17 protein-coding genes and 1 pseudogene are annotated in these 25,484 nt (G+C 72.9%); 8 read left to right on the top strand and 10 right to left on the bottom strand.

What is annotated here, in order from left to right:
• The first annotated feature begins 69 nt into the window (after positions 1-69).
• Complete coding sequence (locus ABZ919_RS32835) at positions 70-2,448, top strand: glycoside hydrolase family 31 protein (RefSeq protein WP_361254963.1); 2,379 nt, start codon at positions 70-72, stop codon at positions 2,446-2,448.
• On the opposite strand, the gene ABZ919_RS32830 is transcribed toward ABZ919_RS32835, so the two are convergent.
• The gene (locus tag ABZ919_RS32830; RefSeq protein WP_361254960.1) at positions 2,439-2,975 is read right to left on the bottom strand and encodes an NUDIX domain-containing protein; all 537 of its coding nucleotides are present in this window, start codon (positions 2,973-2,975) and stop codon (positions 2,439-2,441) included. The two genes, ABZ919_RS32835 and ABZ919_RS32830, sit on opposite strands and share 10 nt — an antisense overlap.
• 46 nt (positions 2,976-3,021) lie before the next feature.
• Positions 3,022-3,833 (bottom strand): annotated as a pseudogene (locus ABZ919_RS32825) (M15 family metallopeptidase).
• Between the two features lie 142 nt (positions 3,834-3,975).
• On the opposite strand from ABZ919_RS32825, the gene ABZ919_RS32820 reads away from it, so the two are divergent.
• The 5 genes from ABZ919_RS32820 to glpK all read left to right on the top strand — a co-directional run bounded on the left by ABZ919_RS32820 (position 3,976) and on the right by glpK (position 10,263).
• On the top strand, positions 3,976-4,428 hold the full coding sequence (locus ABZ919_RS32820) for a zinc ribbon domain-containing protein (protein ID WP_361254957.1): 453 nt from the start codon (positions 3,976-3,978) through the stop codon (positions 4,426-4,428).
• Positions 4,425-5,615 (top strand): lipid-transfer protein, encoded by a 1,191-nt coding sequence (locus ABZ919_RS32815; RefSeq protein ID WP_361254954.1) that lies wholly within the window; start codon positions 4,425-4,427, stop codon positions 5,613-5,615. Before ABZ919_RS32820 ends, ABZ919_RS32815 begins: the two co-directional genes overlap by 4 nt.
• Before the next feature lie 128 nt (positions 5,616-5,743).
• Positions 5,744-7,393 carry a GGDEF domain-containing protein gene (locus tag ABZ919_RS32810; RefSeq protein ID WP_361254951.1) on the top strand — a complete coding sequence of 550 codons (1,650 nt, stop codon included), beginning with the start codon at positions 5,744-5,746 and terminating at the stop codon, positions 7,391-7,393.
• A 343-nt stretch (positions 7,394-7,736) separates the two neighbouring features.
• Positions 7,737-8,486, top strand: coding sequence for an MIP/aquaporin family protein (locus tag ABZ919_RS32805; RefSeq protein ID WP_361254948.1), 750 nt, complete (start codon positions 7,737-7,739; stop codon positions 8,484-8,486).
• A 253-nt stretch (positions 8,487-8,739) separates the two neighbouring features.
• On the top strand, positions 8,740-10,263 hold the full coding sequence (gene glpK, locus ABZ919_RS32800) for a glycerol kinase GlpK (RefSeq protein ID WP_361254945.1): 1,524 nt from the start codon (positions 8,740-8,742) through the stop codon (positions 10,261-10,263).
• Positions 10,264-10,350: 87 nt separating this feature from the next.
• On the opposite strand, the gene ABZ919_RS32795 is transcribed toward glpK, so the two are convergent.
• The 4 genes from ABZ919_RS32795 to ABZ919_RS32780 form a co-directional block, all read right to left on the bottom strand.
• On the bottom strand, positions 10,351-10,956 hold the full coding sequence (locus tag ABZ919_RS32795) for an ATP/GTP-binding protein (RefSeq protein ID WP_361254943.1): 606 nt from the start codon (positions 10,954-10,956) through the stop codon (positions 10,351-10,353).
• Between the two features lie 171 nt (positions 10,957-11,127).
• Positions 11,128-11,523: a DUF742 domain-containing protein gene (locus ABZ919_RS32790; protein ID WP_361254940.1), complete on the bottom strand. Its 396-nt coding sequence runs from the start codon at positions 11,521-11,523 to the stop codon at positions 11,128-11,130.
• 9 nt (positions 11,524-11,532) lie between these two features.
• Positions 11,533-11,967, bottom strand: a complete 435-nt coding sequence (locus ABZ919_RS32785) for a roadblock/LC7 domain-containing protein (RefSeq protein ID WP_361254937.1) — start codon at positions 11,965-11,967, stop codon at positions 11,533-11,535.
• Positions 11,964-15,242, bottom strand: a complete 3,279-nt coding sequence (locus tag ABZ919_RS32780; protein ID WP_361254934.1) for a nitrate- and nitrite sensing domain-containing protein — start codon at positions 15,240-15,242, stop codon at positions 11,964-11,966. Before ABZ919_RS32780 ends, ABZ919_RS32785 begins: the two co-directional genes overlap by 4 nt.
• 419 nt (positions 15,243-15,661) lie before the next feature.
• Here ABZ919_RS32780 and ABZ919_RS32775 point away from each other — a divergent pair, with 419 nt between their 5' ends.
• Positions 15,662-16,192: a hypothetical protein gene (locus tag ABZ919_RS32775; RefSeq protein ID WP_361254991.1), complete on the top strand. Its 531-nt coding sequence runs from the start codon at positions 15,662-15,664 to the stop codon at positions 16,190-16,192.
• A gap of 19 nt (positions 16,193-16,211) precedes the next feature.
• Here ABZ919_RS32775 and ABZ919_RS32770 read toward each other — a convergent pair whose 3' ends face one another.
• The 4 genes from ABZ919_RS32770 to ABZ919_RS32755 form a co-directional block, all read right to left on the bottom strand.
• Positions 16,212-20,870, bottom strand: coding sequence for a hypothetical protein (locus ABZ919_RS32770; protein ID WP_361254932.1), 4,659 nt, complete (start codon positions 20,868-20,870; stop codon positions 16,212-16,214).
• Positions 20,871-20,934: 64 nt separating this feature from the next.
• Positions 20,935-21,813 carry a hypothetical protein gene (locus ABZ919_RS32765; protein WP_361254929.1) on the bottom strand — a complete coding sequence of 293 codons (879 nt, stop codon included), beginning with the start codon at positions 21,811-21,813 and terminating at the stop codon, positions 20,935-20,937.
• Positions 21,814-21,844: 31 nt separating this feature from the next.
• Positions 21,845-23,374, bottom strand: coding sequence for a hypothetical protein (locus tag ABZ919_RS32760; RefSeq protein WP_361254926.1), 1,530 nt, complete (start codon positions 23,372-23,374; stop codon positions 21,845-21,847).
• A gap of 110 nt (positions 23,375-23,484) precedes the next feature.
• Complete coding sequence (locus ABZ919_RS32755; protein ID WP_361254923.1) at positions 23,485-24,174, bottom strand: GntR family transcriptional regulator; 690 nt, start codon at positions 24,172-24,174, stop codon at positions 23,485-23,487.
• Between the two features lie 111 nt (positions 24,175-24,285).
• Here ABZ919_RS32755 and ABZ919_RS32750 point away from each other — a divergent pair, with 111 nt between their 5' ends.
• Positions 24,286-25,137 (top strand): putative hydro-lyase, encoded by an 852-nt coding sequence (locus ABZ919_RS32750; RefSeq protein ID WP_361254920.1) that lies wholly within the window; start codon positions 24,286-24,288, stop codon positions 25,135-25,137.
• Positions 25,138-25,484: the final 347 nt, after the last annotated feature.

Here is a 25,484-nt window from a genome sequence, read left to right as displayed (position 1 = left end):
GTCCCGGCACGGGTGAACGGCAGTTGAACGACACGCGCGCGTGGGGTGCGCAGTGGCAGGGTGAGCAGCATGGACGGTCGTGACCTGGTGCGTTCGGTGAGTGTGGTCGGTTCGGGGAGGGCGGCTCGGGGTGTGCGTACCGTCCTGGCTGCGTGGCGTCGGCGGCGGATCGACGCCGCGGGGCTGCCGCGGCGGGGGGCCGAGCGGGCGCGGGTCCCGGGGCAGGTGCGAGACGTGGAGCCGGGGCCGGGGGGCGGGCTGATCCGGTTCGGGCGGTCCGAGCTGAGGGTCACCGTCGCGGTGAACGGGGCGGTGTTCTGGGGGTGGGACGGGGCCGGCCCGCAGCCCTCGTACGCGCTCGCCGGCAACAGCCCGGATCCGGATCCGCGGGCCGTGCTCGAGCCGGACAAGGACGGTGGCTGGCGGGTGGTCGCGGAGCGGGTGACGGTCGTCGTGTCCCGGCACGGTGCGGTGGAGGTCCGTACGCCCGGCGGTGTGACCCTGCGGCGGGATCTGCCGCCGCGCTGGTGGGAGCCGGTGGGCGGGGGCCCGGCGCGGTGGATGCAGCGGTCGGAGGTGGCGGCGGACGCGCGCTTCTTCGGTCTGGGCGGCCGGGCCGGCGGCCCGCGGCTGCGGGACGGCACGTACCGGTTGTGGAACACAGATCCCGGCCGGGCGTTCGGCCCCGGCGACGATCCACTGTACCTGACCATGCCGGTGCAGCTCGTGGTGGCCGACGCCGGCACGCATCTGGTCTTCCACGACAGCACGTGGGACGGCACCGTGGTCCTGCGCGAGGGCGAGGAGGGCGCCGGGTCCGGGCACGACCGGGCGGGACGCTGTGAGCTGCGGATGGACGGCGGTCCGCTGCGCTGCTGGGTCATGGTGGGCACCCCCGCGCGCGTGCTGCGCACCTGGGCGTCACTGACCGGGGCGCCCGCGCTGCCGCCCGCATGGGCGCTGGGCCACCATCACGCGCGGTGGGGCTTCGGCAGCGAGCAGGAGGTCCGCCGGATCGTCGCGGGCTACCAGGAGCGTGGACTGCCGCTGGACGCCGTACACCTGGACATCGACCACTACGACGACCACCAGGTGTTCACCGTCGACCAGGACCGCTTCCCGAAACTGCCGCAGCTCGCCGAGGACCTGCGCCGGGAAGGCGTCCGGCTGGTGTCGATCGTCGACCCGGCCGTGAGGGCGGCGCGGGGCAACGCCGTGTACGACAGCGGTACGGCACTGGACGCGTTCGTGCGGGACGCCACCGGACGCACGGTGCACGGTGTGGTCTGGGCCGGGGAGTCGGTGTTCCCGGACTTCACGCACGCGCGCGTGCGGAAGTGGTGGGGCGGGCTCTACGAGGAGCGGCTGGGGCAGGGCTTCGCGGGCTTCTGGCACGACATGGACGAGCCGACGTCGTTCAACGCCTTCGGGGAGCCGACCCTGCCGCGTTCGGCCCGGCACGCCCTGGAGGGGCGCGGGGGCGACCACCGGGAGGCGCACAACGTGTACGCGCTGTGCATGGCCCGTGCGGGCTACGAGGGGCTTCGTGAGCTGTCGCCCCGGGAGCGGCCCTTTCTGTTCTCGCGATCCGGGTGGGCGGGGATGCAGCGGTACGGCGGCACCTGGTCCGGGGACGTGGCGACGGGCTGGCCGGGGCTGCGGGCGTCGCTGTCGATGGTGCTGGGGCTCGGGCTGTGCGGGGTGCCGTACTCCGGCCCGGACGTGGGCGGTTACGACGGCCGTCCCTCGCCGGAGCTGTATCTGAGGTGGTTCCAGCTGGCTGCGTATCTGCCGCTGTTCCGCACCCACGCGAGTTGGCGCGCCGGCCGCCGGGAGCCCTGGGAGTTCGGTGACGAGGTGCTGCGGCACGCGCGCGTGGCGCTGCACGAACGGCGGCGCCTGCTGCCGTACTTCATGACACTGGCACATCTGGCCCGGCGCACCGGCGCGCCCTACGTGCGGCCGCTGTGGTGGGGGGCGCCGGAGAACCGGGCTCTGCGCGACTGCGAGGACACGTTCCTGCTCGGTGACGGTCTGCTGGTGGCTCCGGTCCTGGAACCGGGTGCCGAGCGGCGTGCGGTGCAGCTGCCGCGTGGCCTCTGGTACGACACGGCCACGGAGAAGGCGTACGAGGGACCGGCGCAGGTGCTCGTCGACGCGCCGCTGTCACGGATACCGGTGTTCGCGCGTGCGGGTGCGGTCATCCCCGTGCGCGCCGCCGACGGTGGCCTGGAACTGGAAGTGTGGGCACCCGCGCGTGGCCGTACGGGAGGCGGTCTGGTCGTGCCGGACGCCGGCGACGCGTGGGACGAACCGGAGATCGAACGCTACGTCGCCCGCCGTCAGGGCCCCCGGGTGGTGGTCACCCGGGAGCGGGAGCACGGTTGCGCCGAGCCGCCCCGCCCGGTGCGGGTGCGGGGACTCGGCTGTTCCGCCGCTCAGACGTAACGGCCCTCGAACCAGGCCCGTACGGCGACGGTGTGCAGCGGGAAGGCGAGTTCCTCGGGCCGGCGCAGCAGCTGCCAGCCCTCGGTCTCGTCCGTGGGGTCGGACGGCGGGAGTCCTTCCGCCGGACGCTCCGGGAGGAGGCCGAACAGCAGCAGGTGCCCGTCGGGCGAGCTCATGGCGTCCACGAGCCGCACCTCGCGCGCCACCGCGTCGATGCCGGTCTCCTCCTTCAGTTCGCGTACGACGGCCTGCCTCCAGTCCTCCCGGTCGTCGATGTAGCCGCCGGGCAGTGCCGTGCCGCCGCGCGCGGGGGCCACGGTCCGGGTGATGACGACCAGGGCCGTGCCCTTGGTGTCGTACACGGGCTGGAGCGCGATCGCGACCGGCAGCGGGTTGCGGTAGGTGACGGTCCCGCAGGTCGGGCAGGTGCGCGGCCAGCCGGAAACGCCCTCTCCATAGGGCGCTCCGCAACTCGAACAGTACGAGCCCGGTGCGGAGTTGGCAGTTGGGTGCTGAGTTTCGGACACGCGCGGACTGTATCCGATCAGATGGAGGGCGTGTTCCGTCCGTATCTCAGTTGCCGCTGATGAGCGACTTGCGGGACACGGGGAAGTCGAAGTAGGTGTCCGGGTAGGGCTCGGACTTGTACGTGTAGTGCCACCATTCCTCGGCGAGGTTCACGAATCCGAGGCGCTCCATGGTGCTCTTGAGCAACAGGCGGTTGGCGCGCTGTTCGCCTTGGATCCGGGGGTCCAGCGTATGCGCGAGGGTGTCGAAGCAGTCGAATCCGGTGCGCCCATGTCGACGGAGTCGTCGGGGAAGCGTTCACCTTTGGGCGCGTAGCAGGGCACGAGCGGATGTCCGGGGTGGTACGCCGGGGTCGGCCTCGCGGGGAGCTTCACGATCGTGAGGTCCATGGTGGAGCCGCGGCTGTGGCCGGACCTCTCGGCGATGTAGCCGTCCGCGAACAGGCTGGTCTTGTCGACGTGGGGGTAGAACTCGCCCTCCATCGCCTGGTCGTCGAGGTCCTCGGCCCAGCGGACGAAGTGGTCCACGGCGCGCTGCGGCCGGTAGCAGTCGTACACCTTGAGGGTGTAGCCCTTGCGCAGCAGGCTCAGCCGGGCCCTGTGGAGCGCTTCTGCGGCGGGGCGGGTGAGGATGCAGATCGGCTGCTCGTAGCCGTCGATGCGCCGGCCGACGAAGTTGTGCGCGGTGAAGTAGCGGATCTCCTGGATGATCGCCGGGTCCACGGTGGACAGGGCCACGAAGTCCTTCGGTGCCCGGGGCTCCGTCCGCGCCTGGGCGGGGGCGGGGGTGACGGTCGGGGCCAGCAGGGCGGCGAGGGCGGTGACCAGCCCTCGGACTGCACGGGTGAGGCGTGTCATGCCCCCTGCGTCTATCAGCCGGGGGGAGGGCCGGGAAGCGACCGGCGGCGTTCCGCCCGGCGGTTCCTGCGGTGCCCTGCCCTTTTCCGGGCGCCCGTGCGAAACTCCTGACGCTCCGTCAGCAACCGAGCGGGGAGGGATCTTGCAGCACACACGCACACCCGCGGTCACCGGCTGGTTCACCGGCGAGGGGGACGACTTCCGGCTCCTGGGCACCCGCTGCCCGTCCTGCGCATCGGTGTTCTTCCCGCGCGAGGACGCCCACTGCCGCAATCCGTACTGCGACGGCGACACGATGGAAGAGGTGCCGTTGTCGCGTAAGGGGCGAATCTGGTCGTACACGGACAGTCGATACCGCCCTCCGTCACCCTATGTGAGCAATGCGGAACTTCCGTGGGATCCGTACGCGTTGATCGCGGTGGAGCTGGAGGCCGAGCGGATGGTGGTGCTGGGACAGGCGGCTCCCGGGATCACCGTCGCCGATCTGACGGTGGGCATGGAGGTCGAGGTCGTCCCCGGCGTGCTCCACGAGGACGAGGACACGGAGACGACCTGGACCACCTGGCACTGGCGGCCGACGGGGGTGAGGGCATGACGATGGACGTGGCGGTGCTCGGCGCGGGCATGCACCCCTGGGGCAAGTGGGGACGCCCCTTCGTGGAGTACGGGACGGCCGCGGCCCGCGCGGCGCTCACGGACGCCGGCATCAAGTGGCGGGACATCGGCTCGGTCGTGGGCGCGGACACGGTGCGCGGCGGGTATCCCGGGTATGTGGCGGGCGCGACGTTCGCCAAGGCCCTGGGCTGGCAGGGAGCCAGGGTCGCGAGTGTGTACGCGGCGTGCGCCTCCGGGGCACAGGCGATCGCCACGGCGCGGGCGCAGATCCTCGCCGGGCTCGCCGAGGTCGTCCTCGTCGTCGGTGCGGACGCCGCACCCAAGGGATTCTTCCGGCCCGCGGGCGGGGAGCGCCCGGACGATCCGGACTGGCTGCGCTTCCGTCTGCTGGGCGCGACCAACCCGACGTACTTCGGGCTGTACGCGCGCCGCCGGATGGCGGTGCACGGAGACACGCCGGAGGACTTCGCCCTGGTCAAGGTGAAGAACGCGGCCATGGGCGCGCTCAACCCGTACGCCCGCTACCGCAAGCGGGTCAGCGCCGACGAGGTGGCCGCGTCCGCGGTGGTCGCCGATCCCCTGCGGCTGCTCGACATCTGCGCCACCTCCGACGGCGGGGCGGCCCTCGTGCTCTCCAGCATGGACTTCGCGCGTCGGCACGGGGTGCCCCGGCCGGTCCGGATCCGGGCGGTGTCGACGGTGGCCCCGAGCTTCCCGAACACGGTGCTGGACCTGCCGGACATCGCCACGGACTCGGCGGTCGCGGTGCAGGCCGCGGGTGGGACCTTCCGCGCCTCCATAGCCCGGGCGGCGTACGAGGAGGCCGGCATCGGCCCCGAGGACCTTTCCCTGGCCGAGGTCTACGACCTGTCCACCGCGCTGGAGCTGCAGTGGTACGAAGACCTGGCGCTGTGCGGCGAAGGCGAGGGCGCGAAACTCCTGCGGGAGGGCGCGACGGCCCCGGGCGGCCGCACACCCGTCAACACCAGTGGCGGGCTGGCCTCGTTCGGGGAGGCGGTGCCGGCCCAGGCCATCGCCCAGGTCTGCGAGCTGACCTGGCAGCTGCGAGGCACGGCGGGCGACCGGCAGGTCACCGGGGCGCGGGTGGGGATCACCGCCAACCAGGGGCTGTTCGGGCACGGGTCGTCGGTGGTGGCGGTGAGATGACGGAGCCGGGGGCTCGTGTGACAGCTGGGACCACAGGGACTGGCCACGCTGTGTGACCACCCCGGAATCCTGCGTGAACGTCTCATGAACTGCCCCTGGGCGCCTGCGGGCAGCGCCAATATTCTCCCGTGCACTCCTGGACGGACACTCTCCGCTTCGCCTTCCAGCCGGTGGTCAACCTGAGGACGGGCGCGGTCACCGCACTGGAGACGCTCGCCCGCCCGGAGACCGGTGACATTCTGGCCGAGGCCCGCCGGGATCCCGAACTGGACGGAAAACTGACCGTGTTGGCGCTCCGCGCCGCGACGCACAAGGAGACCCTGCTGCCGCTGCACCTCAACGTGTTCGCGGCCACCCTCGCCGACCTCGGCGGCCTCACCCCGCTGCACGACGCCGTGCGCGGGGCCGGGCGCCTGCCCTGGGAGGTGACCCTGGACGTGGTCCCGCCCTACACGCACGTCCCGCAGCGTGCCCTGCTGGAGGCCGTGAGCGCGCTGCGCGAGCAGGGCTTCCGGATCAGCGCGGACGGCATCGGGGACGGCGACGTACCGCTGCGGCTGCTCACCGATCTCTCCCCGGACCTGGTCAAGCTCGACGCCTCACTGCTGTCGCGGCCCGCCGCGGTACGGGCCATGCGGACGCTCTGCGAGGAGCTGGGCGCCCTGGTCGCGGTCGAGGGGGTCGAGACGGAACTGCAGTGCGCGGCAGCGCTGTCGGCCGGGGCCCAGCTGGCCCAGGGCGAGCTGTTCGCCCCACCGGCCCGGATCCCCGTCGCGGACGTATACGTTCCGCCCCGCTCCCCCGGCGTCGTCGGGATGCCCAGGTCCGGGCCGTCGGTGCGGGAGTTCGTCCGCCCGGCCGCCGTGCTCCCCGTGACCGCCTCGGCCGGGCAGGTGCGGGCGCTGCTGACCGGATCGCCGGACGTCTCCGGTGTGCTGCTGGTGGACCAGGCCGGCAGGCCCGTGCGGTCGGTGCACCGCTCACGCTTCCTGCTGTCGATGTCCGGCCGCTACGGGCACGCCCTGTATGCCGACCGGCCGGCCTTCAAGCTCGGGGACGTGCCCCGCACGGTCGGCGTCGACGCCACCGCCTGGGAGGTGCTGGACGTCGTCGCGGTCGGCGGCCGGGACCGGACCTCCGACGACGTCGCGGTGGTCGACCGGCACGCCCGGTGCGTCGGTGTCGTACGGCTCGCGGACCTGGTGCGGGCGCTGGCCGAGAGCCGGGTCGAGGAGGCGGCCGGGCTCAATCCGCTGACCAGGCTGCCCGGTTCGGACGCGATCACGAGCGAGGTGGACCGGTGGATCGCGGACGGTCGCACGTTCGCGCTCAGCTGGCTGGACATCGACCACTTCAAGCAGGTCAACGACGGGGCCGGGTTCGCCACCGGCGACGAGCTGATCCGTGCGGTCGGACGCGCGCTGCAGCAGGCGGTCTCGGGGCACGCGCGCGTGGGGCACATAGGCGGGGACGACTTCCTGGTGCTGGCCGAGGAGGAGGCGCTCGATCCGCTGGTGGCCGCCGTCCTCGACGCGCCCTGGTCGGCGGGGGGCCGGCCGGTCACCCTGTCCCTCGCGACCGTGGTGTGCGCGCCGGGAAGCGTGGGCGACCACCGCCAGGCCGCCGCCCAGCTCGCTCCGCTGAAGCAGGCGGCCAAGGCGCTGCGCGGCGCCAGCTGGGTGCTCGGGCGGGCCGGGCTGCCCGGTCACGAGGTCCGGCGTGGCTCGGTGGCGACACGGGCGCAGGCCGGATACGCGACCGCCGAGCCACGGTGGTGAACGCGCTTGCCCCCTGTGACCGTTGCGGCCGGCCGGCCGCAGCCCGGCAGCCCGACACCTCACCGTCATCGGCATCGTCGGCAACCTTGACGCCCCCGTGGTGCCGGTGAACACTTCCCGGTGTCAGCCGACATCGCCGTACATTCTCGGCGTTATCAGGCACTGCGCCACAGGTCTGTCCTGCTCCACGGCCCTCCCCTCCCTGGCGATACGGCTGCGACGGCACGCTCGTCACGGACGCCGGGCGGGGCGCGGGCTCACTGCCTTCGGCTGACGTCGCCAAGGAACCTTCCTGCACGGAGAGCCGGGGCCGAGCGCCCCGACCGGCGCCAAGGGAGCCGCCATGAGCAACGGAGACATTTTCGTCGGCGAGGTCATCGGCACCGCGATCCTCGTCCTCTTCGGTGCAGGTGTCTGCGCCGCCGTCACCCTCAGATACTCCAAGGCGCGCGCCGCGGGCTGGGTCGTGATCGCGTTCGGCTGGGGCTTGGGCGTCCTCGCGGGCGCGTACACCGCCGCTCCTCTCTCCGGCGGCCAGCTCAACCCCGCGGTCACCATCGGCATCGCCATCGACACCGGCAAGTGGGGCAAGGTCTGGGTGTATCTGCTGGGCCAGCTCGTCGGCGCGATGCTCGGGGCCGTACTGGCCTATCTGGTGTATCTCGCGCAGTTCCAGGCCAACGTCCGCACACAGGGCACCACCGAGGGCACGGCCGGCGAACCGGTGCCGACGCTCGGCATCTTCTCGACCATTCCCGAGATCAGGAACCCGCTCGCCAACCTCATCACCGAGATCATCGCGACCGTCGCGCTCGTGCTGCCGATTCTCGCCTTCGGGCTGACGAAGGGGCTCGGCGAGTCCGGCACGACCGTGCTGATCGTCTCCCTGCTCGTCGTCGGCATCGGTCTCTCCCTCGGCGGCCCCACGGGCTACGCCATCAACCCGGCCCGCGACCTCGGCCCGCGCATCGTGCACACCTTTCTGCCGATCCCGCACAAGGGCACTTCCGACTGGGGCTACGCCTGGATCCCGGTCGTCGGCCCCCTGATCGGCGGGGCGCTCGCCGGCGTCATCTACAACGCGGCCTTCTGATACCTGCCGTCTCCCGCACCCGTACGCCGCTCCCAGCCACGTACGCCGCTCCCCGGCCGCGTACGCCGGTTCCCACGAACAGTGCGCCGCTCCCCGGCCGCGTACGCCGGTTCCCACGAACAGTGCGCCGCTCCCCGACCCCGTACGCCGCCTCCCCACCCCATGCGCGACCGCCCGACCCCACGCGCCGCCCCACCGGCCCCGCACGCGCCCCTCCGACCAGCGACCCGACCCAGCGACCCAGGGGACAGCCATGACGGACACCACGGACACCTACGTCGCCGCCATCGACCAGGGCACCACGTCCAGCCGCTGCATCGTCTTCGACCACGGCGGCGCCATCGTCGCCGTCGACCAGCGCGAACACCGCCAGATCTTCCCGAAGCCCGGGTGGGTGGAGCACGACGCGACCGAGATCTGGTCCAAGGTGCAGGCCGTGGTGGCCGGAGCGCTCGCGAAGGCCGGGCTGCGCGCCGACCAGCTGAGCGCGCTCGGCATCACCAATCAGCGGGAGACGACGGTCCTGTGGGACCGCGCCACCGGCAAGCCCGTGCACAACGCGATCGTCTGGCAGGACACCCGCACCGCGGCCCTGTGCAACGAACTGGGCGGTGCGGACGGCCAGGACCGCTTCCGCGAGCAGACCGGGCTGCCGCTCGCCAGCTACTTCTCCGGACCCAAGGCGGCCTGGCTGCTGGACCATGTGCCCGGTCTCAGGGAGCGGGCCGAACGCGGTGAGATCGCCTTCGGGACCATCGACTCCTGGCTGATCTGGAACCTCACCGGCGGCACCGAAGGCGGGCGGCACGTCACGGACGTCACGAACGCCGGCCGCACCATGCTCATGAACCTGGAGACCCTCCAGTGGGATCCGGCCATCCTGTCCGCCATGCGCGTGCCCGAGGCGATGCTGCCCGAGATCAGGTCCTCCGCCGAGGTGTACGGCACGGCGGTCGGGCAGCTCGCCGGGGTGCCCGTCGCTTCCGCGCTGGGCGACCAGCAGGCCGCGGTCTTCGGGCAGGCCTGCTACGACGTGGGCACAGCGAAGAACACGTACGGCACCGGCAGCTTCCTGCTGCTGAACACGGGCAGCCGGCCGGTGCCCTCCAAGAGCGGGCTGCTGACGACGATGGGGTACAAGATCGGCGGCGAGGCCCCGGTGTACTGCCTGGAGGGGTCCATAGCGATAACGGGCGCACTGGTCCAGTGGTTCCGCGACCAGCTCGGGATCATCCGCAGCGCCGACGAGATCGAGACGCTGGCGGCGAGCGTCGAGGACAACGGCGGTGCCTACATCGTGCCCGCCTTCTCGGGCCTGTTCGCGCCGTACTGGCGCTCGGACGCGCGCGGTGTCGTCACCGGCCTCACCCGGTACGTCACCAAGGCCCACCTCGCCCGCGCGGTGCTGGAGGCGACGAGCTGGCAGACCCGGGAGGTCGTGGACGCCATGTACCAGGACTCCGGGGTGCGGATCACCACCTTGAAGGTCGACGGCGGCATGACCGGGAACAACCTGCTCATGCAGCACCAGGCGGACGTCCTCGGCGTGCCCGTGATCCGGCCCCGGGTGTCGGAGACGACCTGTCTGGGCGCCGCGTACGCGGCCGGTCTGGCGACAGGGGTGTGGAACGACCTCGACGAGCTCAAGTCGCACTGGCAGCGGGACGCGGAATGGACACCGGCCATGGAGCCTTCGGTACGCGACCGCGAATACCGCAACTGGCGCAAGGCCGTGGAGAAGAGCTTCGGATGGATGGAAGAAGAGGACGGCGCATAACGGTTGCACGGCACGCGCGCGTGCGTGCGTGCTCACCGGACCACGGCCCGTACCCCGGTCGGCGGGGGTACGGGCCGTGCCCGCCGGTCAGCCGGGGACGGCCTCGCGCCGGTCCGCCGCGTACTCCATCGCATGCCGTACGACTCCGATGAGCACGTCCTTGGCCGACTCCCGGTCACGCGCGTCGCACAGCAGGACGGGTACGGCGTCGTCCAGGTCGAGGGCCTGCCGTACGGCCTCGGCGGGATAACGGGCGGATCCCTCGAAGCAGTTGACGCCGACGAGGAAGGGGATGCCACGCCGCTCGAAGTAGTCGACGGCGGCGAAGCAGTCCTCCAGCCGGCGGGTGTCGGCGAGGACGACGGCACCGAGAGCGCCCTCGGACAGCTCGTCCCACATGAACCAGAACCGTTCCTGCCCGGGCGTGCCGAAGAGGTACAGCACCAGGTCCTCGCGCAGGGTGATGCGGCCGAAGTCCATGGCCACGGTGGTGGTGTGCTTGCCCTCCACACCGCTGGTGTCGTCGACCGGGCGGCCGACCTCGGTGAGCAGCTCCTCGGTGCGCAGCGGCCTGATCTCGCTGACCGCGCCGACGAGGGTCGTCTTGCCCACCCCGAAGCCGCCGGCCACCAGGATCTTGAGCGTGACGGGCTCGACCGGGGGCTTGCCGCGCTCAGAAAGCCCGAAGATCATCGGTCTCTTCTCCTGCTTGACGGTCCTGTTTGACGGTCCTGGTCGATAGTCCTGGCCGACAGTTCTGGTCGACAGTTCTGGTCGACGGTTCTGGTGGCGGTTCTGGTCGACGGTTCTGGTGGCGGTTCTGGTCGACGGTTCTCTTCGACGGTTCTGCTTTGTTCTCTCCGGTCACAGCGCCCGCAGGCCGTTGATCACGTCGCGCAGGATGCTCTCGTCCGGCAGCTCGGCCGGTGGCACCGGACGGGTGACATGGATGAGTTCCGCGTGCACGAGGTCGCCGATGAGGACCCGGACCACGCCGATCGGCAGATCGAGCCCGGCGGCCAGTTCGGCGAGCGACTGGGGTGCGGCGCGGCAGAGCCCGACGATCTCCACATGCTCCGGTGACAGGGTCGGATCCGCCTCCGGGTCACCCGCGTCCGGTTCCGTCACGACAACCGCGATCAGGTCGAGCCGGTGCTGGGCCGGACTGGTGGTACGGCCTCCTGTCATGGCGTACGGACGGACGACCGGTCCGGCCTCGTCGTCGAACCAGTGGTTTCTTCCCTGACCCTCTCCGCTCATGCCATCCCACTACCCACCTGCGGACAGATCGGTGCGCGGGGCGGTGCCCAGATGCACGCCGACCCGCTTGACCAGGAGCGTCATCTCGTAGGCGACCTGTCCGACATCGGAGTCGGCGTCGGAGAGGACGGCGAGGCAGCTGCCGTCCCCCGCGGCCGTGACGAACAGGAAGGCGTCGTCCAGCTCGACCACGGTCTGCCGGACGCTGCCCGCGTCGAAATGGCGGCCTACGCCCTTGGCGAGGCTGTGGAAGCCGGATGCGACGGCGGCCAGGTGCTCGCCGTCCTCCCGGGTCAGGTCCTTGGACACCCCCGTGGGCAGTCCGTCGCCGGACAGGACGACGGCCTTGCGGATGCTGGCGACCCGGTCGACCAGTTCGTCCAGGAGCCAGTTCAGCTCCCCGTTGCTGGTCGCCGTGTGGCCGGTCGCCTTCGGTGCGGTCATCGACCGTCCCCCTTAGTCGTTCCTTGTGCTGTGCCGTTGTGGGCGCCATCGCCCGCGGCATTCTCCTCCCGGCCGCGCTGCCAGCCGCGCTGCAGCGAGGCCATCCGGCTGCGGACCTCATCGGCGTCGCGGTCGGCGGGCTGCGCCGCGCGGTCGGCGCGCCGGGCGGTGTCCTGCTTGAGCTGGGGGGCCAGACTGGCCTGCCGTATTCGCCGGGGCAGGGCCCCGGTGACCGGCTCGTCGCCCGCCGATCCCGTGGCCGGGCGGCCGCCGGTGTCACTGACGCCGGTCGGCGGGACCGTGCCCCGGGTGGCCGGGGTCGCGTCTGCGGGCCGGTCCACGTCGCCGCGAGCGGGGGCGGACTCGGCGAACCGGGCGACCTCACCGGAGGGCTGGGCCATAGCGCCGCCCGCGGGGAATTCCTCGCCTGCCGACTCCGACAGGTCAGCGCCAGAGCCGGCCCACTCGCCGGGCACCTCACCCGCACCGCCACCCGCAGTGAACGCGCCGCCCGCAGGCTCGGAAACGCCACCACCTGAACCGGCCCGCCCGCCCATGAACTCGGCCGCACCGGAGCGGAATTCCCCACCGGTCACCTCACCCGCACCGCCACCGGCACGGAGCTCCCCACCGGGCGCCGCGCCCGCACTCCCACCAGCAGGGAACTCCCCGCCCGTGGACCCGGACGGGCCGCGACTCGGGTGGACCTCGCCGGCGGTGAAATCGTGCTCGGTGCCACCGGTCCGGCCGGCGCCCCGGGCGCGGTCGTCCGCGGGCAACTCGGGGCGGGTGCGCCGGGGCAGGGCCGGGATGCCGGACGTCGCGGCGGGACCGTCGGCGGGACCCACGCCGGGTTCCTCGGGCCGGTCGGTGAGGTCCGCGGGACGGCGGGAGGCCGAGGTGCGCCGGCGGGAGGGCAGCGGGGCCAGTGCATCCCCGTCGGGGCGGCGGGAAGCGTCGGAGGGCTGCTGGTCCGGCTCGTCGTGGCGGGAGCGCTGGTCGATGACCGGCTTGCCGTGCGAGCTGACGAGTTTGGGGGTCTGACGGCGCGGCAGTGGTACGGGCCCGCGGTCGCCGGCCTCTTCGCGTGACCCGTGCTCGGCAGACGGGGAGGGCGCCTGGTCGTCGGCGCGGGAACGGGGGCGGCGGGGCCGGAACAGTCCGCCACGCTCGCTCTCCTCGTCCCGCAGGACGCCGGGGAATTCGTCGACGGCATCGAGGTCCACCGGCGACTCCAGCTCGACCGGGCCGTCCAGCAGGGAGGTCGGCAGGCCGGGCAGCTGCACCGGCGCCACGGAAGGTCCCACGGCACGGCCCGCCTGCCCGCTCCCCCGCGCCGGGCGGTCCCGGTCGAGGCGGAAGCCGAGGCCGTTGGTGTCCGGCACGTCGTCGCTCAGCAGCGCGTCGGGGATGAAGACGACGGCGGTGGTGCCGCCGTAGGGCGACGGCTGGAGGGAGACCCGCACGTTCTGACGCTGGGCGAGGCGGCTGACCACGAACAGACCCAGCCGGTCGGTGTCGGACAGCTCGAACTCGGGGGTCTCGGCGAGGCGCAGGTTGGCGTCCAGGAGGGCCTCGGCCGTCATGCCGAGACCCCGGTCGTGGATCTCCAGCGTGAAGCCGTTGGCGACCCGCTCTCCGAGGACCTGTACGGCGGTGTGCGGGGGCGAGAAGACCGTGGCGTTCTCCAGGAGTTCTGCCACGAGATGAGTGAGGTCGGCGACGGCGGGCCCGGTGACGGCGACCCGGGGCAGGCGCCGTACCTCGACGCGTTCGTAGTCCTCGACCTCGGCGACGGCGGCACGTACGACGTCCATCAGCTGCACCGGACGGCGCCACTGCCGGGAGGGTGCGGCTCCGGAGAGGATCACCAGGCCCTCGGCGTGCCGTCGCATGCGGGTGGTGAGGTGGTCCAGGCGAAAGAGGTCGGCGAGTTCGTCGGTGTCCTCGGTGCGGCGTTCCATGGTGTCGAGGAGGGTGAGCTGCTTGTGCAGCAGCACCTGGCTGCGGCGGGCGAGGTTGACGAAGACCTCGGAGACGCCGGACCGCAGTTCGGCCTGTTTGACGGCGGCCTCCACGGCGGCGCGCTGGAGGGTGTTGAGGGCCTGGCCGACCTCGCCGATCTCGTTCTTGTCGAACTCCAGTCGCGGCACCTCGGTCTCGACGTCGACGTGTTCGCCGGCGGACAGGCGGCGCATCACGCCGGGCAGCCGGACACCGGAGGCCTCGTGCGCCTCCAGGCGCAGCTGGCGCAGGTCGCGGATGAGCCGGCGGCCGATCCGGACGGAGAGGACGACGGAGAGCACGAGCGCGACCAGGCCGAGCAGGCCCGCGACGGCCGCCTGCAGGATGACGCCGACGGCGACGGGGCGGGTACGGCTCTGGAAGCGGTCGCCCACCTGGTCGTCGAGTGTGCCGAGTCCGTTCAGGACGCTCGCGGCCGAGGCGTCCCAGCTCTGTGCGGTGACATCGCGCGGGGTGCCGGAATCCGTGTTGATGACGGATTCCTCCGCCGTGCGCAGCTGGGCGCCGGTGGGGTTCTTCCAGAAGCGTTCGTAGCGTTCGCGCTCGGCGGCGGGCAGCAGCGGCAGGCTGACGTCGTACAGAACGGTGCGCTGGGCGGCGAGGTCGGAGATGGCGCGGGTCTCGGCGGGGGTCAGCCGGCCGACGACGAGGGAGGAGCCGAGCAGGGCGTCCTCGCGGGAGAGCAGTTCGCGGGCGCGGCCGACGTTGACCATCGCGCGGGCCTGGGCGTCCAGTTCGACGTCGTCGATGCCCTCGAGGGAGGCGAGCAGGGTGAAGCAGGGGTCGACGAGGCGGTTGTAGAGACCGAAGGCCTGGGTGCGGGTGACCGTGCCCTGCTCGACGCTGCGGCGCAGGGCGTCGAGGCCGTCGAAGGCGTTCAGGACGGCGGTGAGGCGTTCGTCGTCGTCCGCGTCCATGCTGTCGAGGACGTCGTGGTCGTCGGCGTTCTTCCGGATCCTGGCGATCGCACGGTCGGTGGCGGTGCGGGTGCGCTGCAGTGCGGAGAGGGCGTCGGCGGTTCGCGGGTCGGCGAGGTAGACGAGGGTCTGGCGGCGCTCCTGCTGCAGCACGCGCACCGTGTCCTCGGCGGGGTAGCCGATGTCCTTCTTGAGGTCCGACACGTGGAACAGCCGGGCGACTTCGCGCCCTGTGAGTACCGTCGCGAAGCCCCAGACGGCGGTCAGGGACACCAGCGGCACGAGAAGCAGCGCCACGATCTTCCGGCGGATCGACTTCCCGCGAAAGCGCATGGCCTCCCCCAGCTCGACCCCCACAGGCCGGGGGTGCACATGTCGGTCAACAAACGGCGCGAGCCTACTACCGCCCCACAGATAACTCGAAGACATGTCCGGAGGGTGAACTTCCGCTCCGGCGGCGAGACATGGCGAGTTGTCCGGCCATTGCGGGAGATTGCCACCGCGATCCGGCACCCGCGCCCGGTGGGACTGCGGGGCCGCGGCCGGGCGGTTGGCCGGATTTTTTCGCCGGTTGGGAATCTTCGGGGGATGTTCTTCGTCCTTCTCTACGGGAAATGGGGGCGGAATGGGCCACAGGAGCCGCATCCCGCACCCCGGCGGCGTAAAACAGCGCAAGCCGGGCAGCCACTGGGGAGTCGGAGTCTCGTGAGACCAGGGCGAGCGGTCTGCTGGCGGTGGGGAGTGACACGGTGATGGGCACGGTGGAGCGGCGCGAAGCGCCCGAGGAGAGCGTGGCGGGGCGTTCGGCGGCGCGGCGGAGCCAGAAAGCATCGGATCGCGACATTCCGGCGCGTGGGCGTGCCGGGGAGTCCGCCGGCGAACGGAGGCAGGACTTCCGGCCGTTGTGGGTGGAGGAGCCCGCCCGCCGGCACCCGCTGCCGGATCCGGTGCGTACGGCGGCGGTTCGGGCGCTCCTGGTCATCGCGGTGACGCTGATACAGGCGATGGTGGCGTTCCTGTGCACGATGGCCGGGTCCTGGCTGGCGTTCCCCATGGTGATCAGCAGCGTGGTGAGCACGGTGGTGGCCACCTGGGCCGTGGTCGACGTGTGGGTGACCCGCCAGGTCTGGAACCAGCGGTACGGCGTCGTCTCCGAGCCGAGCAGCACGGCACGGGCACTGCGTCGCGAGCGGCGTGTCCGCCGGCGCGAGGAGCGCGCGGCCCTGCGCGAAGAGGAGCGGATACGCCGCCGGGGCGGCGCCGGGCAGCTGTCCCACCCCTGAGCTGCCCGGGCCCTCGCCGCTACGGCGTGTTCGGCACCGGCTTCCTGAACATCCGTGTCGCCGTGATCTCGCTGTGCACGGCCTCACCGGTCTGAGGCTGCTCGGGCAGTCCGGGCCTCAGATGTTCCTCCACGCTGATGTACTTCAGGCCCGCCCTGAGGTCGGCGTCATTGCGGAGACGGATGACCAGCGGGAACTCGGCCAGCGCGGTCGTGTCGAACAGGCCGGTGGTGTACAGCAGCTGCACGCCGAGCGCATCCGACACGGCCCGCTGCAGCTCCAGCAGATAGGTGGCGTTGGCGCGGCCGATCGGGTTGTCCAGGAACAGCGTGCCGGCGTGCCGGTGCTTGTCCCGGCCCCGGTCGTTCGAGCGGAGGGCGGCCATCGTGCAGTACAGCGCGATCGCGGCGGTGAGCAGCTGGCCGCCGGAGAAGACGTCGCCCATCTGCCCGACGGGGACACGCTCGGCGCGCAGGACGGCATCGGGCTTGAGGATCTCGACGGCCACGCCCTTGGGCTGCAGCGCCGCCCCGACTCCGCGCAGCAGCAGCGACATGCCGTCCCGGCGCAGGTCGGAGTTCTTCCTCACGGCCGCGCGCGTGGCGTCGTCGATCACTTCCCCGAGCCGTTCGGTGAGGGTGGCCTGGTCCGGCTCCTCGAAGCGGATCCGCAGGAACTCCTGCCCGGACCACTCGCCGAGCCCTTCCGGAAGGCGGGAGAGCCGCTGGGCGGAGCGCAGCGTCGCAAGTGCCGACTCCACGAGCCCGCGGAGACGGTCCACGATGGAGTCGCGGTTGCGCTCGAGCTGCGCCAACTCGTCGGTGAGGACACGCAGTCGGGGCGCGAAGGCGTCCGCCCACTTCTGTGCGTGCTCCGGCAGCGCGGATGCGGGCAGTTCCCGGATCTGCTGCCGGGCGGGGGTGCGGACCTGTTCGTAGCGCGTGGAGTTGGCGTGCCGGACGAGGACGTCGCTCGCCTCGCGCACCGCCGCCTCGGCAGCGGACAGGTCTGCGGCGCAGCCGCGCAGCGAGCGGCGCGCCTCGGCCGCGGAGTGCCGGGCCTCTTCCAGGCTGCCGGGGTAGGGCTCCGGCTCCTCCTGCTCCTCCTCCGGGGTGTGTTCGCGCAGCAGGTCGCGGAGCATCGCGGCGATCTCGTCGAAGCCGCCGGCGGCGTCCTCGGCCGCCCGGTGCGCCTCCAGCAGCTCGGCGTGCGCCTCGCGGGCCCCGGCGAGCGCCTCGGTACGGGTGGCGAGTTCGCCCGTCGCTGTGCGCAGCAACACCTGGGCGTGCTCGGCGTCGCGCGGGACGAGTTCCCCGGGAAGTCCGGTGTGTGCCTCGCCGTCCTCGGGGGCGTGCCGTTCGGCCTCGCCGCGCAGCCGGCCGAGCTGCTCGCTCGCGCTGGACATGCGCGTCTCCAGCAGCTGCACCAGCTCCTCCGCGCGCGCGGCGGCGGCCTGCCGGGAGGGCCCGTCGGAGCCGTCGGGTGACTGCAGCAGCTGCTCGGCCCGGGTGCGGACCTTGTTGCTGAGCCGGTCGAGTTCGGCGCGGGCGGCGCTCTCGTCACTCTCCGCGCGGGCCTGCTCGGCGCGCAGGTCGGCGCCGACGCCGACCTTCTCGTACACCTGGGAGGCGGCCCGGTAGGCCTCGCGGAGGGCGGGCAGCGACGCCTTGGGGGCGTCCGCGTCCTGGACCGGTTCGTCGTCGGGCGCGCCGGCGATCTCGGAGCGCTCGGCGCGCAGAGCGCGCGCGGTACGGCGTGCGTCGTCGGCGGCGCGCTGGGCGGCGCGGCGGTCCTCGTCGGCGGCCCGGGCGCGCTCCAGGCAGGTCTGGGCGCGGGCCTCGGACTCGGCGGCCTCATCGGCGAGTTCGCGCAGGCGGGCCTGCCAGCCGGCGCGCTCGCGGAGCCGGTGGGCGAGTCCCGCGAGGGCGTCGGCGGCGCGGCGGGCCTTCTGTGCGCTCTCCTGCCGTTCGTCGCGGACCTGGACGGCCTCCGCCGCGGCCTGGTCGGCCTCCGCGCGCACGGTGCGCGCCTCGGCCAGCTCGGCTTCCGTCTCCTCGGCGAAGGCGCGGGCCTCCTGGGCGGCCGCGGCCAGTTCGGTGAGGCGGCCGGCGGGGCAGCCGGTGCGCCAGGAGGCGAGCCGGGCGGCCAGTTCCCGGTCCTTGCCGAGCCGGGCGGCGAGGGTGCGGATCTCCTCGTCGCGCTCGGTGGTCCGGGCGCGCAGCGCCTGCCGTTCCTCGTCGGCGGCGTGCTCGTCGTGCATGGCGGGGTTCGGCGGCACGAGGAAGACGTCCGCAGAGGCGGCGCTGTCGGCGGGGGGCGGTGCGAGCAGGGCGGCGGCGGTGCCGACGGCGACGGCTGAGCGGGGGAGCAGGGCGGCGTCGCCGAGCGCCTCGCGGGCACGCGCGTGGGTGTCCGGGTCGGTGATGATCACGCCGTCGACCAGTTCCGGGCGGGCCGCGAGGACGCGCGCGTGGTCGGCGGGGTCGACGGCCTGGGCGAGATAGCGCCAGCCGGGCAGCGCCGGGATGCCGTGCTCGCCGAGGAACTCCACCGTGGCCAGCACGTCCGGGCCCGGCGGCAGCAGTCCCCCGTCACCGAGCGCGCCCAGGATCCGGGAGTCGTCGGCGGCGGCGGTGCGCAGCTCGAAGAGGTGCCGTTCGGCGGTCGAGACGGCGTCGTCGAGGAGTTCGCGCAATTCGTCGGCGAAGCGGTCGAGTTCCTCGGGGCCGAGCTGCTGCCCCTCGGCGGAGTCAGCGGAGTCCGGGGCCGATCCCGCGCGCGTGTCGTCGTCCGGTTCCGTCCTCGGGGCGGGCACCCGCGCCCTGTTCGGGGCGCCGGGCAGGCTGAGCAGTTCCGCGAGCCGTTCCTCGGCGGCCAGGGACTCGGCGAGGCGCCGCTCGGCCTCGTAGGCCCGCTCGGCCGCCGTCGCGGCATCGGCGGCGCGGGCGGCGGTCAGTTCCGCACGGGACTCGGCGCCGGCCGCCTCGCGTGCGTGCTCGGTGACCTTGCGGGCGGCCTCTCGAGCCGCGTCCCAGGCGGCGACGGCGGTCTTCTCGGCGTCGCTGGCGGTGAGCGCTGCACGTGCCGGGTCGGCGTCCGAGGCGCTGTCGTCGAGCCAGCCCGCCCGGACCGCCTCGGCGGTCTCCTGCTCGACCTCGGCGAGCCGCTGGCGCAGGTGCCCGGCCTCGCTGCGGGCGCGCTGTGCCTCGGTCGCGGCGGTGGTGGAGTCCCGGTAAGCGGAGTCGCCCACCTCCTGGAGGGCGGCGGAGCGCTCCTCCTCCTCGTTGGCGAGGGTCTCGGCGCTGTCGGCGGCCGCGTGCAGGGCCCGTACGAGGTCCACGGCGGCCTTGGCACGGGCGGCGAGCGCGGGCGCGGCGTCCCGCTCGGCCTCCTGGATGGCGGCGGACACACGGGCCACGCGGTCGGAGGCGGCGCGGTGCCGCAGCACCGCCTCGGCGGCCTGCCAGGCGGAGTGCAGGGTGCGGGCGTCGGCCAGTTCGCGCTTCTGCGCGGCGGCGGACTTCTCCGCGGCGGCGAGCGCCAGGGAGGCGTGCCGGTAGGCGAGTTCGGCCGCGATCAGGGCGCTGCGCTCCCGAGCGCCCTCGGAGTGCGTGACGGCGTACGCGGCGGCCGTGACCCGCTGGGCGAGGTCGGCGGCCCGCACCCGCTCCTGCACCGCCCGCGCCGACAGCCGCCGGGCGAGGGCGCGGGTACGGCGCTCGGCGCCGGTGTGGATGTCACGCGCGCGTGCGCGTGTTTCGGCGGCCTCCACGATCCGCCCGAGCAGATCGACCGACCCGGCGGTGAAGTCCCGTTCGGCGATGAGTTCGGCGCGCCGGCCGAGCTTGTTGCCGAAACCGCCGACGAGATCGGCGAGGCCGTCGGTGTCGCGGGTGTCGGTGACGGCGCGCAGCAGCAGGTCGGTGAAGTCGGAGTCCTTCTTGACCGCGAAGAGACCGGCCGCCTCGCCCTCGTCGGCGTTCATCTCCCGCTGGTAGCGGAAGAGTTCGGGGTCCAGGCCGAGGTCGCCGAGGTGTTCGATCCAGCGGTCGTGGATCTCCTCCCAGTGCACCTCCAGATGCGGGTAGGTCTTGCCCGCCTCCGTCAGGGCGTCACGGAAGCCCTTCATGGTGCGGCGCCGGCCCTGGGCGCCCGAGGTGCCCTCGACGGGCGGTCGTACGGCGGTGGACTCGGCGACCGGCAGGTTGTCCAGGCTGAGCCCCGGACCGGGCCGGAACGAGTACCAGGCCTCGGCGAACTTGCGCGGGTCGCTGGAGACCTGCCGTCCGCGCCACTCGCTGACCTTGCCGACGACGACGCACTCGCCGGTCTGCACATGCTGCCACTCCAGCGCCACGTGCCCGCAGTCGTCGGCGAGCAGGAACTTGCGCAGCACGCCGGAGCTGGCGCCGCCGAGGGTGTTGCGGTGGCCCGGCAGCATCACCGAGAAGATCAGTTTGAGCAGGACGGACTTGCCGCCGCCGTTCTCCAGGAAGAGCACGCCGGCGGGGGCGGGCCGGCGCGGCGGGCCGGCCGGCTCCTCCTCGAAGAACTCCGCCTGCGTGGGCGCCGGGTCGGGCACGGGCTCGCCGACACCCCGCAGGTCAAGCACGGTGTCGGCGTAGCGCGCACCGGCGGGACCGATGGAGTAGAGGCGGACCCGGGACAGCTCGTACATGGCGGACTCTCGTAAGTCTGGTGAAAGGTGCGGTGGTTCTGGATCTTCGGGAGCCGGTCGGCTTTCAGGAGTGGAACGGCAGCCCGGCGTCGGCCACCAGCTCCAGGTCCTCGGTGTCCTCGGCCGGCAGCAGGCTTGCGGTGCCGTCGGTCACCGGTACGACTCCCAGCTCCAGCAGTTCGGCCATGGCGGCGCTGCCGGCCATGTCACGGACCTGGAGCTGGTAGCGGGCCGTGGTGCGGTAGGTGCCGCCGCTGTCGTCGCCGGTGCGCTGGAGGAAGCCCGAGTCGGTGAGGAAGGCCAGGGCCTTGGCCACGATTCCGGTGGTGGAGGCGGCGGGGCGGCGGGCGTCCTTGGTGGCACCGGTGGCGCTGCGTCTGGCCCAGATCCGCCAGGCGGCCTCCAGGCCGGGCGCGTCGGTCGCCGGGTCGGTGTTCTCGCCCAGTTCCTCGGCGCGCTCCTCCAGACGCCGGCAGGCCTGCCGTACGAAGGCGTCGACGCCGTTGACGGTGACGCGGCCGATGTAGGAGTCGTCGGCCAGGTCCTCGGGGCGCGGGAACGCCAGGGCGGCGGCGGCGAGATGGGCGAGCCCGTGCAGGAAGCGGTCACCGGAGTCGGCGGCGGTGCGACGCGCGTAGTCGCCCATGCGGACGGCGAACACCGAGTCCTCGGCGGCCGTCACGGCCATCCCCGCGCGTGGGGACACCTCCAGCACCACGAGTCCGAGACCGGCGGCGACGGCGTCGGCGAGCCGGGCGAAGGCCGAGTCCTCGCGGTACCGGCGCAGCAGCTCGGTGTACTCCTGGTCCCGTGCGGGCTGGAGCTTGGGCTGCAGTCCGAAGGCGACGAGCCGCGCCGCGTCGGCTGCGTCGGCGGGGGTGACGGCGGTACCGGCCGGCGCGGCGGCGGGCTCCGGCTCACTCCAGTCGACGTGCTCGGTCACGGCTTGGGCTCCTTGTCGCGTCGTCGCTCACTCATGCTGCTTCGGTCCTGTCGGCTGCCATCCCCGCCGCGTCCAGCAGGGCGGTCCCCACGATCAGGTCCGCACCGCCGAACTCGGGATCGTCCAGCTCGGTCCCGTCGTCCACGGCGAACAGCAGCTTCTCCTCGCCCTGCCGGTATGCGGTGCCGACGGCGGGGCTGGCCGCGTGGATCGCCAGCAGGGCCACCAGATAGGACAGATCGGGGTCACCGGTGCGCCGGGCCTCGGCCAGCAGCCCGGACAGCCTCCTCGGCGCGTCGGCCGGCAGATCCAGCAGCTCCGTGGCGGCGGCCAACTGCTCCTCGCTGAACCGGCTGTCGTCCGGTGTGGCGATCAGATCGGGTTCGGGCATCTCGGCGCCCAGGTGTTCCCGCTCGACGGGCGGCGTCAGCAGTATGTCGACGAGGTCCGCCACCCGCACGGACACCGGTGTGCGCAACCCCGTGCCGTGCGCGAAGAACGCGTCCGTGACCCGGATCGCCTGCTCCAGGGGCAACGGCAGGACGGGAGCGACGAGATGGCCGTAGAGGTCTATCCCCGACGTGCTCGCCGGCGTGGCGAAGGCCTGCCGGTCCTGCTCGGCGCGGAACAGCGGGCCCGCCTCGAGCAGGCGCGACTGGAGCTGGGTGTGCCGCCGGATGCAGTCCTTGACGATGTCGACCAGCTCGGCGGCGCGGCGCTTGTGCTCGGGCTCCTCGGTCTCGTCGCGGGCCTTGCGGATGTTGGTGAGGATCGCGTTCTCGTGGCGGTAGCGGTCGGCGACGTGGTCCAGGGCCTCGGCGATCATGTCGGGCACGGTGTTGAGCCAGTCGACCGCGCGGACGTTGCGCCGGGTGGCCTCCAGGGCGCGGCGCAGGGTCTCCGAGTACTGCACCGTGCGGTAGCGGGCCTGCTCCGCGGCGAGCTGGGCGTCGGCGAGCCGGCCGCGGCTGATCAGCACCTCCAGCTTGACCTCGGCGGCGATCTGGGCGCTGGTGACGTCGGTGTCGAGGGCACCGACCAGGACGTTGACCGCCTCGTCCGTGGTGCGCAGATAGACCGTGCCGCCGGGGCCGGGGACCTCCTCGATCAGCTTGAAGTCGTAGTCCCGGCGTACGTACGTGCCGTCCGGCGCGAAGGTGCCGTACACGGCGCGGAAGCCTCGGTCGACGCTGCCGACGTTGATCAGGTTCTCCAGGACCCAGCGGGCCACGCGCTCGTGCTCGGCGGTGGGCCGGTGCGGGGCCTGCGCGGCGATGCGCGGGACGAGCCGGGCCACGATCTGCTCGTGGTCGGCGCCGGTGTCGAAGTCCATGTTGAGCGTGACCAGGTCGATGGCGGCGAGGGCCACCTCGGCCATGCCGTACACCGAGTACTCACCGGCCAGGTTGGCCTTGCGTGCGTCGAGGTCGTGCAGCGGCGCGGTGCAAGCGAGCGCACGCAGCCGACGCGCCAGCCCCTCGTCGGCGGCCGGGCCCGTAGCCGGGCGCGGCCCCGCGCTGAGCTGGGGCGGAACGCTGTCCGTCGATGCAGGCGAAGTCACGGTGCACAGACTAGGTCCTCGGTCTGACATCGACCCAAACGACCGGCTCCGCCGGTTTGACGCCCAGGGCCGCCGGTCGTTGTCCGAGCGCGGGCCGCGTGCCGCCGGCCCTACGGGGCGACCCGCCTCCGGTACGCCTCGACCACCCGCTCCAGCGAGTCCGTGAGGTACGTCTGCAGCAGTCGCTCGGCCTCGCGCTTGTCCCCGCTCCGCAGCGCCTGCAGGATCCGGCGGTTGCGCGCGAGGTAGGGCTCGTGCAGCCGGCGCGGGTCGTCGACGACGTGGAAGGCCAGCCGCAGCTCGGCGAAGACGCTGCGCATCAGTTCGTCGGTGCGTTCGCTGCCGGCGAGGGCGACCAGTTCCCGATGGAAGTGGATGTTGGACGTACCCAGGGCCTTCCAGTCGCGCTCCGCGGTCGCCGCCTCTCCTTCGGCGACCGCCTCGGCCACCCCGTCCAGCCGGTACGGCGGCTCGCCGAGCCCGCGGACGACGGCGCACTCGACCAGGGACCGCGTGCGGTAGATGTCCTCGACGTCCTCGACGGTCAGGACCCGCACGAACACACCGCGGTTGAGTTCATGGACCAGCAGGCGTTCGTGCGTGAGCAGCCGGAACGCCTCGCGCAGGGTGTTGCGGGAGACCCCGAGCGCCCCGCCGATGCCGTCCTCCGACAGTCGGGTGCCGGGTGGGAAGTACCCGTCGGCGATACGGCTCCGGAGGATGTCCGAGACCCGCTCCGCCGTGCTCGTACGCCCCAGGAGCGCACGGTCGTCGGCCAGTGCCGTCAGCTGCTCTGCCATGCCGGAATTCAATCGCACGCAACGGAACGAGACAACATGGGTATTGAAGGATCGTTGAACAATCCTCTACTGTGCTCAGGAGGGCCATGCTCACGTCCCCGAGGAGCCGGCATGACGCGCACGTCCCGTACCGAGGATCCGACCGAGTACCTGCCCGTCGCCGTTGTCGACGAACACGCGCGCGCGTGGAGCCCGAAAACCGCGCGGGCCCGCTTCCGGAAGGGCCTCACGGGCCCCACGGCCGGGGTCGCGACGGGCCACACGCAGGCCAACCTGATCTCCGTGCCCGCCGACTGGGCCTACGACATGCTGCTGTTCTGCCAGCGCAATCCGAAGCCCTGCCCAGTGCTGGACGTCACCGACGCCGGCTCCCCCTCGACGGTCCTCGCCGAGGGCGCCGACCTGCGGACCGACCTGCCGCGCTACCGGGTGTGGCAGGACGGCGAGCTGGTCGACGAGCCCACGGATGTGCGGGCCCACTGGCGCGACGACATGGTGTCGTTCCTGCTCGGGTGCAGCTTCACCTTCGAGTGGGCGCTGGCCCGGGCGGGCGTGCCGCTCCGGCATGTCGAGCAGGGCCGCAACGTGCCGATGTACGTGACCACGCGCGCGTGCCGGGCGGCGGGCAGGCTGCGCGGGCCGATGGTGGTGTCCATGCGGCCGGTGCCGCCGGAGCGCATCCGCGCCGCGATCCGGGAGAGCGCCCTGCTGCCGGCCGTGCACGGCGGTCCCGTGCACTGCGGGGACCCGGCAGCGCTCGGCATCGAGGACCTGGCCCGGCCCGACTTCGGTGATCCGGTGACCCCGGCGCCCGGTGACATCCCGGTGTTCTGGGCCTGCGGAGTGACCCCGCAGGCGGCGGTGATGGCGTCCCGGCCGCCGTTCGCCATCACCCACGCCCCGGGCCAGATGTTCCTGACCGACGCCCGCGACGAGCAGTACCGGCTGGTCGGCGTCGTCTGAGGCCGTGGGCGGACGCAGCATCGCCGTGCCGCTCCGAGGACCCGCGCGTGTGCCGGTGGCCGATCGGGGGAGCGGCCGGCGTCCGCTACGCGCCCCTACGCGGGTCGCCGGTACAGGCGAACCCACCAGCCGACTGCCCGGGTCCGGTGCGGGAGCGGGCCGGACCCCGCCGACCGCACAGGAGCCTGCGCCAAAGCGGCCCCGCCCGGTGCACTCCCGGCGGAGCCGCTCATCGGCCCGATCCACGCCCGTGGGCAGCGCCCGGCGCTCCGTCGGGCAGGCCGTGTCCGGCACCGTGGCCTCGGAGGCGGTTCCTACCGCACCGCGGCCTCGGAGGCGGTTCCCAC

The sequence above is a fragment of the Streptomyces sp. NPDC046759 genome (assembly GCF_040645475.1).
In the GTDB taxonomy this organism is placed as follows: Bacteria; Actinomycetota; Actinomycetes; order Streptomycetales; family Streptomycetaceae; genus Streptomyces.
Note: the sequence above shows the minus strand (reverse complement) of the source record. Positions and strands in the feature narration are given on the sequence as shown.